This window comes from Bradyrhizobium sp., from assembly GCF_016219575.1.
Classification (GTDB): domain Bacteria; phylum Pseudomonadota; class Alphaproteobacteria; order Rhizobiales; family Xanthobacteraceae; genus Bradyrhizobium.
Genome location: NZ_JACRMG010000032.1, coordinates 90618 through 107027 on the forward strand (window position 1 = coordinate 90618; position 16410 = coordinate 107027).

The following is a 16410-nucleotide window of genomic DNA, read 5'->3' on the forward strand; positions in this document are numbered from 1 at the left end:
GGGGGTAGGGACGAAAATGTCGCGCATCACTTTCGGCCGCAACAGGGTGAAACTCAAGAAGCTTCTGGGCATCCGCTTGCGGCTTGCCCTGCTGGCGCTGTTGCTGGTCGCTCCCCTGATGCTGGAACGCGCCCGTTCGCTGGAAGAGGCACGCGGCAAGCAGCTCGCGCAGGTGACCCAGGAATTCCGCGATCTCGCCGAACGCACCGCCGACACCCAGCGGGAGGTGATCGAATCGGTCGCCACCGTCCTGAAATCGACCGCCTATATCCGTTCTGCCGGCGGCATCGCCCGCAGCTGCGACCTGATGCGCGCGAGCCTTCCGCTCAACCTGCCCTGGATCCGCAACGTCATGGTGGTGGGCGCCGACGGCCGCGTGCAATGCTCGGTGCTCAATGCGCCGGTCGGGCTCGACATCAGCGACCGGCCCTACTTCAAGAAGGCGCGCGAGACCCGCGACTTCGTGTTCAGCGATTTCCTGACGGCCAGGATGATCGACAAGCCGATGGTGATGGCGGCCTATCCGGTATCGGCCATCAACCCCGACCAGGATTCCGTCGTGGTCGCCGGCATCACGCTGGACTGGATGTCGAAGAGCATGACCCGGCTTTCCGGCCGTTCCGGCTTCACCGCGGTCATGATCGACAGCAAGGGCACCATTCTCGCCGCGCCCGACGATCTCGCCAGCCTGATCGGCCGGCCGATCGATGCGCTTTCCCTGATATCGGCGATCGCCGACAAGGCGCTTTATTCCGAGCAGCCGGAAGGCTCGCTGTCCTTCACTGCCTCCGACGGCGCCAGGCGCGACCTGAGCTTCATGCGCATCCCCGGTACGGAAGCGCGGCTGGTGATGAGCGTCGACGAGAGCAAGGTCACCGGCGCGATCAACCGCGACATCCGCACCGCCTATCTGCAGCTCGGCTTCGTTTGCCTGTTCGTGCTGCTGGGAGCGTTGATCGGCGCGGAAAAGCTGATCATCGAACCGATCGAGATGATGACGGCCGTCGCCAGGCGCTTCGGCGAAGGCGACTGGTCGGCCCGCGTCGCGCGCAGCCGTCTGCCGTCGGAGTTCGTGCCGCTGGCGCGCGCCTTCAACGCGATGGCAGCCCAGCTCAGCCAGCGCGAGCGCGAGATGCTGGCGACCAACGACCGACTCACCGTGATGGCCTCCATCGACATGCTGTCCGGGCTGGCCAACCGCCGCGGCTTCCAGAGCCGGCTCGATTTCGAATGGATGAAGGCGCAGCAATATGGCAGCGAGCTGTCGCTCCTGATGATCGACGTCGATCACTTCAAGCTCTACAACGACACCTACGGCCATCCCGAGGGCGACGCCTGCCTGACCAGGCTCGGCGAGACGCTGGCCGGCATCGCCGCCGACAATATGGGCTTTGCGGCGCGCTACGGCGGCGAGGAATTCTGCCTGCTGCTGCCCAACACCGGCGCCCAGCGCGCCATGGAAGTCGGCGAGACCGTGCGCGCCACGATCCGCTCGCTCGATCTGCCCCACGCGACCTCGAGCCACCAGGCCGTCACCGTCTCGATCGGGGTTGCCTGCACGCTGCCCGGCGACAATGGCCGTCCCGGCGACCTGATCGAGGCCGCCGACGCCGCGCTTTACGCGGCCAAACACCGCGGCCGCAACACCGTCGTCGAGCACGGCTTCATCCGCCTCGTCGACGAAGCCGGCATGGCGCTGGCGGGGTAGTCCGCAGACGTAGCGCCAAGTTTCTTCTCTGTTGGCAACGCCGGCGCGTCACCCCGCCGCGCGCTCGGGCTCGGGCTCGAGCTCCTGCTCCGTCACGACGCAATTGCGGCCGCGCTTCTTGCCCTGGTAGAGCGCACGGTCGCAGCGGTCGATGAGATCCTCCATGGACTCGCCGGGCTGAAACTGGCCGACCCCGATCGACACGGTAATGCCGGGCAGCTCCTGACCGGTGGAACGGCGGGTGATCTTGCAGTCGGCAATCGCGCGACGGATGCGCTCGGCGGTCGCGCTGCACACCGCGATATCCGCGCCCGGCAGGATGGCGATCAGCTCCTCGCCGCCATAGCGGGCCGCCAGATCGTTCTCGCGCACGCGATCGCGCAGGACTTTCGCGACCAGCCGAAGCACCTGATCGCCGACGCCATGGCCGAAATTGTCGTTGAATTTCTTGAAGTGGTCGATGTCGATCAGGAGCACGCTGAGCGGCTGGCCCCGCTCCATGGAATCCTCCTGCGCGGCGCGAAAGAATTCTTCCAGCGCCCGGCGGTTCGGGAGTCCCGTCAGCGTGTCGGTCCTCGCTCGTTCTTCCGACTGCGACAACGATTGGCGGATGATGTCGAGCTCGCGCGATTTCTCGACGAACTCCGCCTCGAGCTTGGTCGAGCGCTTCGTCGCCTTGGCAAGCTCGTTCATCAAGGTCTCGACCAATACCCGCGGATCGGCGCCTGCCTCGGTGCGGTCGGCGACCTCGCTGATCGCCTGCATGTGCGTACGGTTGTCGGTAATAGCCGTCGACAGAAATTGCTTCGCGGACGCCAGAACGGTGTGCAATTGCTGCGAGACCTGATGGGCGACCGCTTCGTCGGTGCCCCTGGAGCCGACATAGGTCGTGTAGAGGTCGCGGTTGGTCGAGGCGTCGAACTTGCGCTTTTGGGCGATCAGGATGTCGATGGTTCGCTTCAGCGCGACCGGGTTGCCCAGCGCATATTTGAACCAGACGTGGAAATTATGCGGGGTCGGCGGAACGCGCTGCGCCGCGATCGCTCCCATGGCCTTCTCGGCCACCCCGCTCACGTACTCGAAGTCCAGCTCGTCGAATGCGTCGGCCAAGGGGATTCACTTGTTTGCTGCGGGGTCCGTGTTTTCTTGTTGTTTGGGTGGTGAAGGTCTCATGAATTGGTTAAGTGCCCCTCAACTTGCCCGTTTTGCGAGCAGTTCGCGACAGTGCAACAAGATTCCGCCGGAGCCGTTGCCGAAGGTCCCAACCCGTTGACCCCCCACGGTCTTTTATGGCCTAGTCCGCCGTCCTCTGGACTGGACCCGAATCCGAGAAAACCCCAGCAATTTCATGACTCCCGACCGCTATAACGCCCGTGAATCCGAGCCCCGCTGGCAAGCCGCCTGGAACGAAAAGGCGATCTTCGCCTCCAGGAACGACGATCCGCGGCCGAAATATTACGTGCTCGAGATGTTTCCCTACCCGTCCGGGCGCATCCATATCGGCCACGTCCGCAACTACACTCTGGGCGACGTGCTTGCCCGCTTCATGCGCGCCAGGGGATTCAACGTGCTGCACCCCATGGGCTGGGATGCCTTCGGCCTGCCGGCGGAAAACGCCGCCATCGAGCGCAAAGTGGCGCCGAAGGCCTGGACCTACGACAACATCGCCGCGATGAAGAAGCAGCTGCAGTCGATCGGCCTGTCGCTGGACTGGAGCCGGGAGTTCGCGACCTGCGATCCCTCCTACTACAAGCATCAGCAAAAGATGTTCCTGGACTTCATGCGCGCGGGGCTGGCCGAGCGCGAGAAGCGCAAGATCAACTGGGATCCCGTCGACATGACCGTGCTCGCCAACGAGCAGGTGATCGACGGTCGCGGCTGGCGTTCCGGCGCCGTCGTCGAACAGCGCGAGATGAACCAGTGGGTCTTCAAAATCACGAAGTACTCGCAGGAACTGCTGGACGCGCTCGACACCCTGGACCGCTGGCCCGACCGGGTAAGGGTGATGCAGCGCAACTGGATCGGCCGCAGCGAAGGCCTCTTGATCCGCTTCGCGCTGGATGCCGCGACCTCCCCCGCCGGCGAGACCGAGCTGAAGATTTTCACGACACGCCCGGACACGCTGTTCGGCGCCAAGTTCATGGCGATCTCGGCCGACCACCCGCTGGCGCAGGCGGCGGCGGCGAAAAATCCAAAGCTTGCCGAATTCATCGCCGAGGTGAAACGCATCGGCACCGCGCAGGAACTGATCGATACCGCCGAGAAGCAGGGCTTTGACACCGGCATCCGGGCGATCCATCCGTTCGATCCGAGCTGGAAGCTGCCGGTCTATGTCGCGAACTTCGTGCTGATGGAATACGGCACCGGCGCGATCTTCGGCTGTCCCGCGCACGACCAGCGCGACCTCGACTTCGTCAACAAGTACAATCTCGGCAATATTCCGGTGGTCTGCCCCGAAGGCCAGGACCCCAAGACCTTTGTCATCACCGACACAGCCTTTGACGGCGATGGCCGCATGATCAATTCGCGCTTCCTCGACGGCATGACCATCGACCAGGCCAAGGAAGAAGTGGCGAAGCGGCTGGAGACGGAAACGCGCGGCAGTGCGCCGGTCGGCGAGCGGCAGGTGAACTTCCGCCTGCGCGACTGGGGCATTTCACGCCAGCGTTTCTGGGGCTGCCCGATCCCCGTGATCCATTGCCCGAAATGCGATGTCGTGCCGGTGCCGGACAAGGATCTGCCGGTAACGCTGCCGGAGGATGCAACCTTCGACAGACCGGGCAATGCGCTCGACCATCATCCGACCTGGAAGCACGTCAACTGCCCCAAATGCGGCGGCAAGGCCCAGCGCGAAACCGACACCATGGACACCTTCGTGGATTCGGCCTGGTACTTTGCGCGCTTCACCGATCCCTGGAACGAGAAGGAGCCGACCACGCGCGCTGTGGTGGATCGGTTGATGCCGGTCGATCAGTATATCGGCGGCATCGAGCACGCGATCCTGCACCTGCTCTACGCGCGCTTCTTCACGCGCGCGATGAAAGCCACCGGCCACATCGCCTTCGACGAGCCCTTCGCCGGCCAGTACGCGCAGGGCATGGTCGTCCACGAAACCTACCGCAAGGCGGATGGCACTTATGTGACCCCGGCGGAGGTGAAGATCGAGACCCTCGGCAACGAGCGCCGCGCCATCATGATCTATGGCGGCGACGAGGTCACGATCGGCCCGATCGAGAAGATGTCGAAGTCGAAGAAGAACACGGTCGACCCCGACGACATCATCGCCACCTACGGCGCCGACGTCGCGCGCTGGTTCATGCTGTCGGACTCCCCGCCCGACCGCGACGTGATCTGGAGCGACGAGCGCGTGCAGGGCGCATCGCGCTATGTGCAGCGGCTGTGGCGGCTGGTGAACGAATCGGCGGTCGTCGCCAGGTCGGCACCGGCGGCGCGGCCGGCGGCGTTCGGTCCCGAAGCGCTGGCGCTGCGCAAGGCCGGTCACGGCACACTGGACAAGGTGTCGACCGGTATCGAGCGGCTGCATTTCAACGTCTGCCTCGCCCATATCCGCGAGTTCACCAATGCGCTGGCCGACGTGCTGGCCAAGGGTGGAACCGCCCCGCCCGACCTCGCCTGGTCGGTCAAGGAGGCCGCGGTCATCCTTGTTCAACTGATTTCGCCGATGATGCCGCATCTGGCCGAGGAGTGCTGGCGGGTCCTGGGCCAGTCCGGGCTGATTTCGGAGGCCGATTGGCCCAAAATCGAACGCGATTTGCTGGTTGAAGACACCATGACCCTGGTCGTCCAGGTCAACGGCAAGAAGCGCGGTGAGGTCACGGTGCCGAGCGAGGCCGAAACCAAGGAAATTGAGGGTGCCGTTTTGGCCCTTGATGCGGTAAAATTGGCCTTGGGCGGCAAACCCGTCCGGAAAGTGATCGTTGTGCCCAAGAGGATCGTCAATGTGGTCGGCTAGGACCCGCATCGCCGTCAGGTTGTTGGCCGTGGCCGCCCTGGCCGGGCTCACGGCCGGCTGCTTCCAGCCGATGTATGCCGAGCGCACCGACGGCACGCCGGGCCTGCGCGAAAAGCTGATGGGCGTCGAGCTGCCCCCGGTCGACAAGCAGAACGCCTCGCGCGAGGCCCGCATCGGCGTCGAGATCCGCAACGCGCTGGCGTTCAAGCTTTACGGCCAGGCCACCGGCGTGCCGCCGACGCACAAGCTCGTGCTGCGCTTCACGACCAGCCGCTCGTCACTGATCCTCGATCCCAACACCGCGCTGCCGTCGTCCGAGAACTACGGCATCGACGCGCAGTACAATCTGATCGAGCTCGCCTCCAACAAGTCCGTCATGACCGGCTCGACCTTCTCGCGGGTGTCCTACGACATACCCGGCCAGATGCAGCGCTTCGCCCGCGCCCGCGCCTTCCGCGACGCCGAGGACCGCGCCGCGCAGGAGATCGCCGACAACATCCAGACACGCCTGGCGTCCTATTTCACCGCCGGCACCTGACGCCGTTGGTCGCGCTCCGCGGAAAAGAAATCGACAGCTTCCTGGTCCGGCCCGATCCCGGCCGCCCGATCATTTTGCTCTACGGTCCCGACGCCGGCCTGGTCCGCGAGCGCGCCGACGCGCTGATGGCCTCGGCGGTCGACGATCCCAACGATCCCTTCTCGCTGGTGCGCCTCGACGGCGACGAGCTCGCCGCCGAACCCTCGCGCCTGGTCGATGAGGCCATGACGGTGCCGCTGTTCGGCGGCCGCCGCGCCATCCGCGTCCGCGCCGGCTCGCGCAATTTCGCCAGCGGCGTCGACACGCTGGCAGAGACACCGATCCGCGACTGCCGCATCGTCATCGAAGCGGGGGAACTGCGGCCGGAATCGCCGCTGCGCAAGGCCTGCGAGCGCGCCAAGAATGCGGTGGCGATCGGCTGCTATCCCGACACCGAGCGCGACCTGGCGCGGCTGATCGACGACGAGCTGAAGCCGTCGAATCTGCGCATTGCCCAGGACGCGCGTTCGACCCTGATGGGCCTGCTCGGCGGCGACCGCCAGGCGTCACGCAACGAGTTGCGCAAGCTCGCGCTCTACGCCCATGGCAAGGGAGAGGTGTCGCTCGACGACGTCATGGCCGTCGTCTCCGATGCCTCCGACCTGAAGCTCGACCCGATCGTGGACGCCGCCTTTGCCGGCAACGCTGCCGTCGTCGAAAGCGAATTTGCGAAAGCGATGGTGGCCGGCACCTATCCCGGAATCATCATTGCCGCCGCCCAGCGCCAGGCCGCATGGCTGCACAAGTCGGCGCTGTCGCTTGCCGACGGCACCCCGCTCTCGGCCGTGCTGGACGGCGGCTTCCCCCGCCTGCATTTCTCGCGCAAGGGCGCAGTCGAAACCGCGCTACGCAATTTCAGCCCGCAACGCCTGGTCGGAATCATCGACCAGCTTGCGACTGCAGCCCTCGACATGCGCAAGCAGACCTCGCTGGCGTCCGCGATCGCGCAGCGCACGCTGCTTGCGATTGCCGCCAACGCCAAACGGCGAGGGTGATCAACGCCCTTGCGCCTGCCAGACCACCGCATGCTGGGTCAGCACCTGCGGCCACAGGGTGGCGGCATGCCGCAGCGTGCCGAGCCCGTCGCCGGCCTTGACGATCTCGGCGGGCTGCAGCGGCCGCTCGTCGGGAAAGGCCCATACGCCGATCGTCTCGGCCGCGCCGCGCACGGTGCGATAGAGCCAGGTCGGCGTCGGCGCCGTGATGATGACGATGCCTCCGGGCTTGACGCAGGAAAAATGCCGCCGCGCCACCTCCCGCGTTCCCTCCGGCGAGAAATGCTCGATCAGGCCGACCGAATAGACGATGTCGGCCGGCTCCAGCGCCGGTACCTCCTTAAGGAGGTCCGCCCGGTGCGCCGCCGTCCTCACCGTCGGGACCTCGCGCCCCTGCTGCTCGAAGAGGGCAAGGCTCTTGGCGTTGAGATCGACGATCTCGTAGCGGGCGATCGGCAGCGCCTGTGTCAGCCCCTTGAAGAAGCAGCTGTTGCCGCCGCCGAACTCGACGACGCTGAGCGCCGGCTTTCCCGCCGTGAAACGCCGCATCATGGTCTGCAGCCAGTGCGCCGTATACCGCCGCGTCAAATGCGCGGTCGGGGCCGGGCGGTCGTAATACTGGTCCCAGTCAGTCGCGAGTGGGGTCATCGGCCCTTCCAAACACAAAGTCACGCAGGAACAGGAAATTGAACACGAAGACCGGCACCTCCGCCATTGCAGCAACAGGCCGATCGTTACCCAGAGGACGCATGTCCATCTTATTCATCTGGATCGAATCTCCCCGGGGAAGCATATATCAACCAATCCAGTTTCGAAGCCCTGCGAAGGCGTCCGACAGCTTCCTGTGATGCAAGAAGCTGTCGAGCGGCTTCAGTGAGTGTGGGCGCAAGTATCACAATTGCAGAGCAGCTGTTCGACAACACGGGACGAAGGTCGATCTCATCAACCTTTATCGGGCTGAACCCCACAAGTCTCTTGCCTGGCAGCTTTTCCATCGCGTGCTGGTAGAACAGGTCCGAGTTGTTGGTTCCTATCCAGCAACCGTCTTTCGCGGCAGCGATGACCATCGTATTGATCTGGGTACCCAGTCCGATTGCTTGATTGTCTCTCAGGAATGAACGCCGGATATCATCATCGGACTTCATCAGCGGAAGCGTTGCGATCAAGACAACCAGCGCGAACGCGAGCAGGGTCACCACGGGAGGGACGGGGATCTTTCGGTCGGCGGGCAACACGAGGCGCTCAGCCAAGGTCTGGAGAATCCCACGATCACGCATCGTCTTCGCCACAACGCAGACGCCAAGCAAGGTGGAGGCAATGACAAAGGGCAGCACGTTCCTCAAGTCGTAGGACGCTGTTCGCGCCCATATCGCAAATCCGCCCGCGCAAGCGACGGACAACGGCCAGACGCTGGGGTTGAACGCTGTTGCGCCCAGGCCCCAAACCGACAGAAACAGAAAGACCGGAAAGACCGCCTTCCCGACAAACTCGGCCCCGTAAACCAGCTGACCGGCAAAGGTCGCTGGTCTTGGCGCGGGAAGGACGACTGCGTTCCTGACCTGGACGTAGTACGCCATGAACGTGGCCACGGCCAGGCCGATGGCGAAAAGCTGCACCACGACGGAGCGATTCAAATCGGTTCGCGATGACCGGAAGCGGAGAAGAGCGGTTGAAACAAGAACGGCCAGCGAAAGCAGGCCCGCCAGCGGCTTTATCGAAGCAGCCGCACAAAGATAAATCTGCGCTGTCGTGAGGGCGAGCGAGTCGTCGCTCTGCCTTGAGGATGGGTCTAACAATCTGGGGCCGGCGATGACCATGGCGGATGCAACGAAGGACACCACGAGCCAGTCCGGAAAACTCGCCAACAATGTGCCGCCAAGCCATCCTCTGAAATGCACAACGAAGGCGCCGTATATGCCGACCATCCAGAGAGCCAGGATCGGATTCCGTTCCCCCGACCACATCGCAGACGCAGCCGGTGGCAATATGAGAAGCAGGACGAACAGGTACGTCGGGCCGTACTGGATTGAGTCACCCAGCCAAACATAGGTCGAACCCCAGATGGCCGGCGCAAGCTGGGGGTATCCGTAGGCGAGAGCTGGTATCCGCCCGGCTGCCCATTCCCTGGCCCAGGTGTTCCACGAAGCGACGGTGTCGGAGCCGAGAAAAACCGCCGGCGTTTGTCTCCAGAAGACCCAGAAACAACCGATGAGAATGACGCCGGCAATCAAGCCGGCAGCCAGAGCTCTCAGACTGTAGATGTGGGCAACCGCCTCGCGTGGCTTCACCACATCATACAGGATCGCCAACCCAGCCAACACCATGACACAAAGAAACGCAGCAAAGGCAGGGAGCCCGAACAGAGCCGAGTATGTCACGATCAGGTAGGTGCAGGCCACACTGGCGACGATAATGACCGCAGGCCTCGAATTCGCCGATCCGTCGATGATTGGCATGCGAGCGAGGACAGAACCGGGAATCGCCAAGGCAAAGATCAGCGATAGCCAAAGACTCAAATACAGCATCGCCTACCCTGCCGGACTATTCGATCGACAACTTCTTCGCCTGATCGAAAGGCTTTCGCCCGTGGAATGCATAGAAGAAATTCAGGTCCATCGATGCGATACGAAACGGCCACCAGCGCTTTGCGCCATCGGGAAAATAGTACTCAAGAAGCGCCACGAGGTTGTTGACGGGATTTACGTGCTCGAGGGCCATGAAATAATCGTAAGGCAAACCCTTCTTCAGCACCGCCGGTCTCGTGCCAAAGGCCCTGCCGATCCGCCATGCCATGCCGGGATCGGTCGGAATCAGTATCGACATCAAACCGCCGGGCCGCAGCACCCTGTTCCACTCTCGCAGTACGGCATGCGGACGATACACGTGCTCCAGCACGTGGGTAGCGATCAATCGATCGACGGATTCGTCCTCAAACGGGAGGCTTTCTACCTCGCCAAGCCTGTATTGGATGTTTCGTTTCTCGTCCTGATACTTCTTCTGCGAAAGCTCGATCATGGCCGGGTTGCGATCGAGCATCCAGTAGGCCTCGAAATCGTGCTTGACGAACTGGAGATGCTCGCCGGTGCCCGAGCCCACTTCCAGAACGTTGGCGAAGCTTGGCTCCTTGATCATATCTTCCAGCAAGACATGGCCGGCGCTCATCAGCCGTCCGCCGGCGTGCTTGCCATAGTTCAGCTCGCCATAAAACGAAGCGAGCATCGCCTCCCATTCCTGCCAACTTGGATCGTCTCGCATCGGTGCTAATTCCAGACGCCGTGAGGGGTCATCAATTGGGTTGGAACGATCGGCCAAAGAATCTCTGTGCGCAATAGGAACGCCCCGAGTCCGTCAGCCGAGGCTGACGGAAGTGGCCGCTTGCAACAACGGTTTCGCGCTTCATTCTCCATGCCGGCGCCTGCGGTTTGCGAAGACATAATCACGCTGAATGATGAAGTTCGCGAAAAACAGCAGGCTTTCGACGAACAATTTTGCCGAGACCGCAGAAAAACCGTTGGCCGTTCGGATCGATACAAAGATCACGGACAGACAGAAAAAGGCGGCCACTACGCCCAGGTACCGTGGCAGGACCTGACGCAGGTCGAGCGCAGAATAGAAGACGAACTTCCTCAGCAGGATGAAATTGAGGGGCACCGTCAAACATCTCGCGAGAAATTCCGCGTACATCACGTCGGTCGAGGCCTGGAGAAGCGAAAGAAAAATGAGGTTGTCGACGATGGCCGAGACCAGCGCGACCGTCATGAAGCGAAGCAGGACGACATAAATCCTGACGGAGTCGATTAGAGGCCGAAAATGCGACGTCTTGTTTCCGGCGGAATAGACCGTTTCGATCTTCTGCTCGATAATCTGGATCCGCATGTGGCGAGCGATAACAAGCATCTCAAGTTCAAATTCGTAGCCGTTGCTTACTAAATGGAGGAGCTTTTCGGCAAAGGAGCCAGGCATCGCGCGAAGGCCCGTCTGAGTGTCACTGACCCGGAGTCCAACCAGGGCGTGAACGACAACTTTCGTGAACTTGTTGCCCACGAAACTTCGAAGCGGCGTTCTGTGATAGCCGAGGTCCCGGACCCCGAGAATGAGAGCTGAAGAATGGTGCGCGGCCGTTTGCGCAACTGCCTCCAGGTCCTTGACCAGATGCTGTCCGTCCGCATCGAGCGTGAGTACTGTGATGTCGCGGCCAAACTTGCTCAACGCATAGTTCATTCCTGTCTTCAGCGCCGCACCCTTTCCGAGGTTTACAGCGTGAGTAAGGACGGTCACCCGTTCGGACGAAAGCGCCGTGAAGATCGGTTTTTGGTCAACTCGCGTGCCGTCATCCACGACCACGACGTGCCAGTGTGGTCGCTGCAGCACCTGCTCGACCAGATCAACAAAGACCGGCGGAGGATTGTAGGCAGGTATGATAACGACCTGCGCTGTGGTTCCCGCCACCCCCATCATGTTGGTCCTGTTACCCGCCGGTCCGGAATTTGGAGGCCCCAGAGGACCGCTTATTAGCTCCCCACCCTACCGGCAACAAGGCCGCCCGTTTTGCGGGCACATTTCGAGGCCTTTGCAGCTGCCGATCGTCCCGTCGCATCAAATCACGCCGAGCGCGCCAGCCGCCGCATCACCTCGTCGAGCTGCTCGAGGCTCTTGTAGCTGATCTGCACGGAACCGCCGGGATCGCGGTGGTTGACCGTCACGGTGAGGCCGAGCGCGTCGCTGACGCGCTTCTCCAACGCCAGCGTGTCCGTATCTTTCTGCCTTGCTGCGCCGCCGCCGGCGCGCGGCTTCTGCGGCTTGCGCTCCGGCACGCCCTCCTCGTGCGCCAGCGCTTCGGTCTGGCGGACGTTGAGACCTTCCTCGACGATGCGCTTGGCGGCAGCCAGCGGATCGGGCACGCCGATCAGCGCGCGGGCGTGGCCGGCGGAAAGCTGGCCGGAAGAGATGTAGGCCTGCACCTCGGCGGGCAGTTTCGTCAACCGCATCATGTTGGCGACATGGCTGCGGCTCTTCCCGACGATCTTGGCGATGTCTTCCTGGTTGCGTTTGAACTCGTCGGCCAGCGCATGATAGCCCTGCGCCTCTTCCATCGCGTTGAGGTCTTCGCGCTGGACGTTCTCGATGATGGCGATCTCCAGCGCGTCGCTGTCGCTGACATCCGCCGGCACGATCGGAACTTCATGCAGGCCGGCGATCTGGGAGGCGCGCCAGCGGCGCTCGCCGGCGATGATCTCGTAACGGTCATGCGCGCCCTTCACCGGGCGGACCACGATCGGCTGGATCACGCCATGCTGCCTGATCGAGGAGGCGAGCTCGTTGAGCTCGGCGTCGGAGAAGGCGCGGCGCGGGTTGCGCGGATTGGGCTTGAGGAATTCGATCGGCACCTTGCGCTGGTTGCGCGGCCGATCGACATGCGCGGCCTCGCCGCCGACATCACCGATCAGACTTGCAAGACCGCGGCCCAATCGCGAACGCGCTTCGTCGGCCATCGTCGCCAGCTCCCTTGGATTCACTCACAGCACTCCAGCATCAGAAACTTCAATTTTCGTAGGATGGGTTGAGCGCAGCGAAACCCATCGTTCTTCACACACAGTGATGGGTTTCGCTGCGCTCAACCCATCCTACGGCTCGGGATCAATGCGCGCGCAGCTCGCGTTCGCGCTGGATCACTTCGGTTGCGAGCTTCAGATAGGCTTCGCTGCCGACGCATTTGAGGTCGTAGACCAGCACCGGCTTGCCGTAGGACGGCGCCTCGGAGATGCGCACGTTGCGCGGGATCATGGTGTTGTAAACCTTGCTGCCCATGAACTGCCTGACGTCGGCGACGACCTGGTTCGACAAATTGTTGCGGCTGTCGAACATGGTCAGCACGATGCCGTGGATCGACAGGTTCGGATTTAGCGTGGTCTTCACCTGCTCCACGGTCTGCAACAGCTGCGACAGACCTTCGAGCGCGAAGAACTCGCACTGCAACGGCACCAGGATCGCGTCCGATGCCGCCATCGCATTCACGGTGAGCAGGTTGAGCGAAGGCGGGCAGTCGATCAGCACATAGGTGTAGTCGGTATCCGGCGTTGCGTTGTGGTTCAGCGCCGCGATCGCGTCGCGCAGGCGGAAGGCGCGGCCGGGCGTGGTGCCGAGCTCGAGCTCGAGACCGGAGAGATCCATGGTGGAGGTCGCGATGTGCAACCGCGGCACGGCGGTCGGCACGACGGATTCGCGCAAGGGCGCTTCGCCGACCAGCACGTCATAGGTCGAGGTGCTGCGGCTGCGCCGGTCGATGCCGAGCCCGGTCGAGGCGTTGCCCTGAGGATCGAGGTCGACGATCAGCACCCGCTCGCCGATCGCGGCCAGCGCCGTACCTAGATTGATCGCGGTCGTCGTCTTGCCGACACCGCCCTTCTGATTGGCCAGCGCCAGGATACGCGGGTGACCCGCCGGTTTCGGTGACCTATCCTCTTGATATATCTTGTCAATTACATCCATGGCCGGCCGTCCCCGCTAGTCCGCGGAAGCGTTGCGCCGCTCGATGCGATCGAGTTCGACGATCCAGCCCTGTCCGCCCGTGCGGCTGGAATGAAGCTTTGGCTCAATCTTCCAATATTTAGTAGCCTCGGTCAATTCAGCCTCTACATCTTGGCCCTTGAGAAACAAGGCCTTAGCGCCTCGTTTCACCAGCGGCTCTGCAAAGCCGACAAGCTGATGTAGCGGAGCCACCGCGCGCGCCGTAACGCAATCGACGGGGCCCGCGAATCTTTCCACAGTATCCCCGATGTCAGCGAGATGCACAGCCCCTGGCGAACGCGTCACGCGAAGCGCCTCGCGCAGAAAGGCGGCCTTCTTGGCGATGCGTTCGACCAGATGCACCATCGCGCCTGGGGTCTCAGCCAAGGCGCAGGCGAGCACCACGCCGGGAAAGCCCCCGCCGCTGCCGAGATCGATCCATATCTTGGCCGAGGGTGCGAGGCTCAGAAGCTGCAGCGAATCGGAGATATGACGCGTCCAGATATTCGGAAGCGTGGAGGGGGCAACCAGGTTGGTCTTGGCCTGCCATTCCAGGAGCAGCGCGACATATCTGTCGAGCCGGGCCTCCGTTTCACGTGAAACAGGGGTGACGGCAAGCGCGGCAGCCTTGTCGGCAGCGAGGTCAATTTTCTGGGAAGCGCGGGCCATGATGTTTCACGTGAAACGCTAGGCCGTCGCCTTCAGATTTTTCCGCCGAGCCTCGCGCCGGAGATAGGCGGCCAAGATACCCAGCGCCGCCGGCGTCATACCGTCGATCCGGCCGGCCTGTCCCACGGTCCGGGGCTGATGGGCGCGCAGCTTGGCGCGAGCCTCGTTGGAAAGACCGGGTACCTCGTCATAGTCGATGCCGGTCAGGACCAGGCCTTCGTCGCGGCGGAAGGCGTCGACATCGGCGGTCTGGCGCTTGAGGTAGACGTCATATTTGGCATCGATCTCGAGATGGACGGCGATGGTGGGATCGACGGCCGACAGCTCCGGCCAAATGCCCAGTAGCATCCCCCACTCCACCTCAGGATAGGCCAGCAGCTCGAAGGCCGAGCGGCGGTTGCCATCGCGATTGAGAGCGAGCCCATGCCGCGCCGCTTCATTCGGGGTGATCGCCAGCGACTTTGCCAGAGCCTTCGCGGCTTCCAGCGCCGCCATCTTGGCGGCATGGCGCTGTACCCTCGCCGCCCCGACACATCCCAAGGCAATGCCCTTGCCGGTCAGGCGCTGGTCGGCATTGTCGGCCCGCAACGTCAGCCGGTACTCGGCCCGGGAGGTGAACATCCGATAGGGCTCGGTGATCCCGCGGGTGACGAGATCGTCGATCATGACCCCGAGATAGCCATCCGCCCGGTCGAAGACGATCGGGTCGGCACCGCTGGCGGCCAGCGCGGCATTCAGCCCTGCGACGATCCCCTGCCCGGCAGCTTCTTCGTAGCCCGTGGTACCGTTGATCTGACCGGCCAGGAAAAGACCCGCCAGGCGCCTGGTCTGCAGGGTCGACTCCAACTCCCGGGGATCGACGTGATCGTACTCGATCGCGTAGCCCGGCCGGACCATCTTCACCCGCTCAAGACCCGGGATCGAAGCCAGGATGGCGAGCTGGACCTCCTCGGGAAGCGAGGTGGAGATGCCGTTGGGATAGACCGTGGTGTCGTCGAGGCCCTCAGGCTCCAGAAAGACCTGGTGGCCGTCGCGATCGCCGAAGCGGACGATCTTGTCCTCGATCGAGGGGCAATAGCGCGGCCCGGTGCTCTTGATCTGGCCGGAATACATCGGCGAGCGATGGACGTTGGCGCGGATCACCTCATGGGTGAGCGCCGTTGTCCGAGTGATCCCGCACTGGATCTGGGGCGTGGTGATGCGGTCGGTCATGACCGAAAACGGCTCCGGCGGGTCGTCGCCGGGCTGCATTTCAACGGCGGACCAGTCGATCGTGGTCCCATCAAGCCGTGGCGGAGTCCCGGTCTTGAGCCGGCCCAGGGCGAAGCCCGCCCGCTCGAACGAAGCCGACAGGCCCAGCGCCGGCGCCTCCCCGACCCGGCCGGCCGGCCAATTCTTCTCACCGAGATGAATCAGGCCGCGCAGAAAAGTGCCGGTGGTGATGACCACGGCGCCAGCGGAAAACTCCTGGCCATCAGCCAGGCGGATTCCGGTAACCCGGCCACCCCTGACGATCAGCTCGTCCGCCTCGCCTTCGATGACGCTGAGATCGGCCGTCTGGCGGATCGCCGCCTGCATGGCCGCGGCGTAAAGCTTCCGATCCGCCTGGGCGCGAGGTCCTCGGACGGCCGGACCCTTGCGGCGATTCAGCATCCGAAACTGGATGCCGCCGGCATCCGCCACGCGACCCATCAGGCCGTCCAGGGCATCGACCTCGCGCACCAGATGACCCTTGCCGAGACCGCCGATAGCGGGATTGCAGGACATCGCGCCGATGGTCGAAAAGCGATGGGTAACCAGCGCTGTCTTCGCACCCATGCGGGCAGCGGCGGCCGCGGCTTCGCAGCCGGCGTGGCCACCGCCAATGACGATGACATCGAAGATTTGCGAGGGCGCGGTCATGGGCCGGACTTCTATCGCGGAGCGGTCAAACCCGGAAGCGGTAAGTGGGGCGACGAGGTGGGATGTTTCACGTGAAACG

At 63.4% G+C, this 16410-nt stretch carries 14 protein-coding genes; 4 read left to right on the forward strand and 10 right to left on the reverse strand.

All coding sequences use genetic code 11. The annotated features are described in order from the left end of the window. Positions 1 to 16 precede the first annotated feature (16 nt). Positions 17 to 1708 carry a diguanylate cyclase gene (locus HZB49_RS25090; protein ID WP_291616278.1) on the forward strand — a complete coding sequence of 564 codons (1692 nt, stop codon included), beginning with the start codon at positions 17 to 19 and terminating at the stop codon, positions 1706 to 1708. A gap of 48 nt (positions 1709 to 1756) precedes the next feature. On the opposite strand, the gene HZB49_RS25095 is transcribed toward HZB49_RS25090, so the two are convergent. After that, a complete protein-coding gene (locus tag HZB49_RS25095) occupies positions 1757 to 2749 on the reverse strand; it encodes a GGDEF domain-containing protein (RefSeq protein ID WP_291616398.1) in 993 nt (330 codons plus the stop codon). A gap of 307 nt (positions 2750 to 3056) precedes the next feature. Here HZB49_RS25095 and leuS point away from each other — a divergent pair, with 307 nt between their 5' ends. From leuS to holA, 3 genes are read left to right on the forward strand one after another with little or no spacing between them, the layout of a single operon-like run. Continuing rightward, the gene (gene leuS, locus HZB49_RS25100; RefSeq protein ID WP_291616280.1) at positions 3057 to 5681 is read left to right on the forward strand and encodes a leucine--tRNA ligase; all 2625 of its coding nucleotides are present in this window, start codon (positions 3057 to 3059) and stop codon (positions 5679 to 5681) included. Beyond that, the gene (gene lptE / locus HZB49_RS25105; RefSeq protein WP_291616282.1) at positions 5668 to 6219 is read left to right on the forward strand and encodes an LPS assembly lipoprotein LptE; all 552 of its coding nucleotides are present in this window, start codon (positions 5668 to 5670) and stop codon (positions 6217 to 6219) included. Before leuS ends, lptE begins: the two co-directional genes overlap by 14 nt. A gap of 5 nt (positions 6220 to 6224) precedes the next feature. Continuing rightward, positions 6225 to 7253: a DNA polymerase III subunit delta gene (gene holA / locus HZB49_RS25110; protein ID WP_291616284.1), complete on the forward strand. Its 1029-nt coding sequence runs from the start codon at positions 6225 to 6227 to the stop codon at positions 7251 to 7253. Here the strand turns inward: holA and HZB49_RS25115 are convergent, their stop codons facing one another. From HZB49_RS25115 to mnmG, 9 genes are all read right to left on the reverse strand, one after another. Further along, the gene (locus tag HZB49_RS25115) at positions 7254 to 7901 is read right to left on the reverse strand and encodes a class I SAM-dependent methyltransferase (RefSeq protein ID WP_291616286.1); all 648 of its coding nucleotides are present in this window, start codon (positions 7899 to 7901) and stop codon (positions 7254 to 7256) included. Beyond that, positions 7882 to 8019, reverse strand: coding sequence for a hypothetical protein (locus HZB49_RS25120; RefSeq protein WP_291616288.1), 138 nt, complete (start codon positions 8017 to 8019; stop codon positions 7882 to 7884). The genes HZB49_RS25115 and HZB49_RS25120 overlap by 20 nt, the downstream gene beginning before the upstream one ends. After that, positions 8012 to 9778 (reverse strand): hypothetical protein, encoded by a 1767-nt coding sequence (locus tag HZB49_RS25125; RefSeq protein WP_291616290.1) that lies wholly within the window; start codon positions 9776 to 9778, stop codon positions 8012 to 8014. Before HZB49_RS25125 ends, HZB49_RS25120 begins: the two co-directional genes overlap by 8 nt. Positions 9779 to 9794: 16 nt before the next feature. Next, complete coding sequence (locus HZB49_RS25130) at positions 9795 to 10565, reverse strand: class I SAM-dependent methyltransferase (protein WP_291616292.1); 771 nt, start codon at positions 10563 to 10565, stop codon at positions 9795 to 9797. 84 nt (positions 10566 to 10649) lie between these two features. After that, positions 10650 to 11711, reverse strand: a complete 1062-nt coding sequence (locus HZB49_RS25135) for a glycosyltransferase (RefSeq protein ID WP_291616294.1) — start codon at positions 11709 to 11711, stop codon at positions 10650 to 10652. A 143-nt stretch (positions 11712 to 11854) separates the two neighbouring features. Next, positions 11855 to 12745 (reverse strand): ParB/RepB/Spo0J family partition protein, encoded by an 891-nt coding sequence (locus tag HZB49_RS25140; protein ID WP_291616297.1) that lies wholly within the window; start codon positions 12743 to 12745, stop codon positions 11855 to 11857. Positions 12746 to 12890: 145 nt separating this feature from the next. Continuing rightward, a complete protein-coding gene (locus HZB49_RS25145) occupies positions 12891 to 13742 on the reverse strand; it encodes a ParA family protein (RefSeq protein ID WP_291616299.1) in 852 nt (283 codons plus the stop codon). A gap of 15 nt (positions 13743 to 13757) precedes the next feature. Continuing rightward, on the reverse strand, positions 13758 to 14429 hold the full coding sequence (gene rsmG / locus HZB49_RS25150) for a 16S rRNA (guanine(527)-N(7))-methyltransferase RsmG (protein ID WP_291616301.1): 672 nt from the start codon (positions 14427 to 14429) through the stop codon (positions 13758 to 13760). A gap of 18 nt (positions 14430 to 14447) precedes the next feature. Then, a complete protein-coding gene (gene mnmG, locus HZB49_RS25155; RefSeq protein ID WP_291616304.1) occupies positions 14448 to 16331 on the reverse strand; it encodes a tRNA uridine-5-carboxymethylaminomethyl(34) synthesis enzyme MnmG in 1884 nt (627 codons plus the stop codon). Between the last annotated feature and the right edge of the window lie 79 nt (positions 16332 to 16410).

What these genes read in the sequence shown, in the direction of transcription:
- leuS (WP_291616280.1), top strand. Translation starts at nt 3,057, where the DNA reads ATGACTCCCGACCGCTATAACGCCCGTGAATCCGAGCCCCGCTGGCAA.
- HZB49_RS25115 (WP_291616286.1), bottom strand. Translation starts at nt 7,901, where the DNA reads ATGACCCCACTCGCGACTGACTGGGACCAGTATTACGACCGCCCGGCC.
- HZB49_RS25120 (WP_291616288.1), bottom strand. Translation starts at nt 8,019, where the DNA reads ATGAATAAGATGGACATGCGTCCTCTGGGTAACGATCGGCCTGTTGCT.
- HZB49_RS25140 (WP_291616297.1), bottom strand. Translation starts at nt 12,745, where the DNA reads ATGGCCGACGAAGCGCGTTCGCGATTGGGCCGCGGTCTTGCAAGTCTG.
- HZB49_RS25145 (WP_291616299.1), bottom strand. Translation starts at nt 13,742, where the DNA reads ATGGATGTAATTGACAAGATATATCAAGAGGATAGGTCACCGAAACCG.
- HZB49_RS25135 (WP_291616294.1), bottom strand. Translation starts at nt 11,711, where the DNA reads ATGATGGGGGTGGCGGGAACCACAGCGCAGGTCGTTATCATACCTGCC.
- mnmG (WP_291616304.1), bottom strand. Translation starts at nt 16,331, where the DNA reads ATGACCGCGCCCTCGCAAATCTTCGATGTCATCGTCATTGGCGGTGGC.
- HZB49_RS25125 (WP_291616290.1), bottom strand. Translation starts at nt 9,778, where the DNA reads ATGCTGTATTTGAGTCTTTGGCTATCGCTGATCTTTGCCTTGGCGATT.
- lptE (WP_291616282.1), top strand. Translation starts at nt 5,668, where the DNA reads ATGTGGTCGGCTAGGACCCGCATCGCCGTCAGGTTGTTGGCCGTGGCC.
- HZB49_RS25090 (WP_291616278.1), top strand. Translation starts at nt 17, where the DNA reads ATGTCGCGCATCACTTTCGGCCGCAACAGGGTGAAACTCAAGAAGCTT.
- rsmG (WP_291616301.1), bottom strand. Translation starts at nt 14,429, where the DNA reads ATGGCCCGCGCTTCCCAGAAAATTGACCTCGCTGCCGACAAGGCTGCC.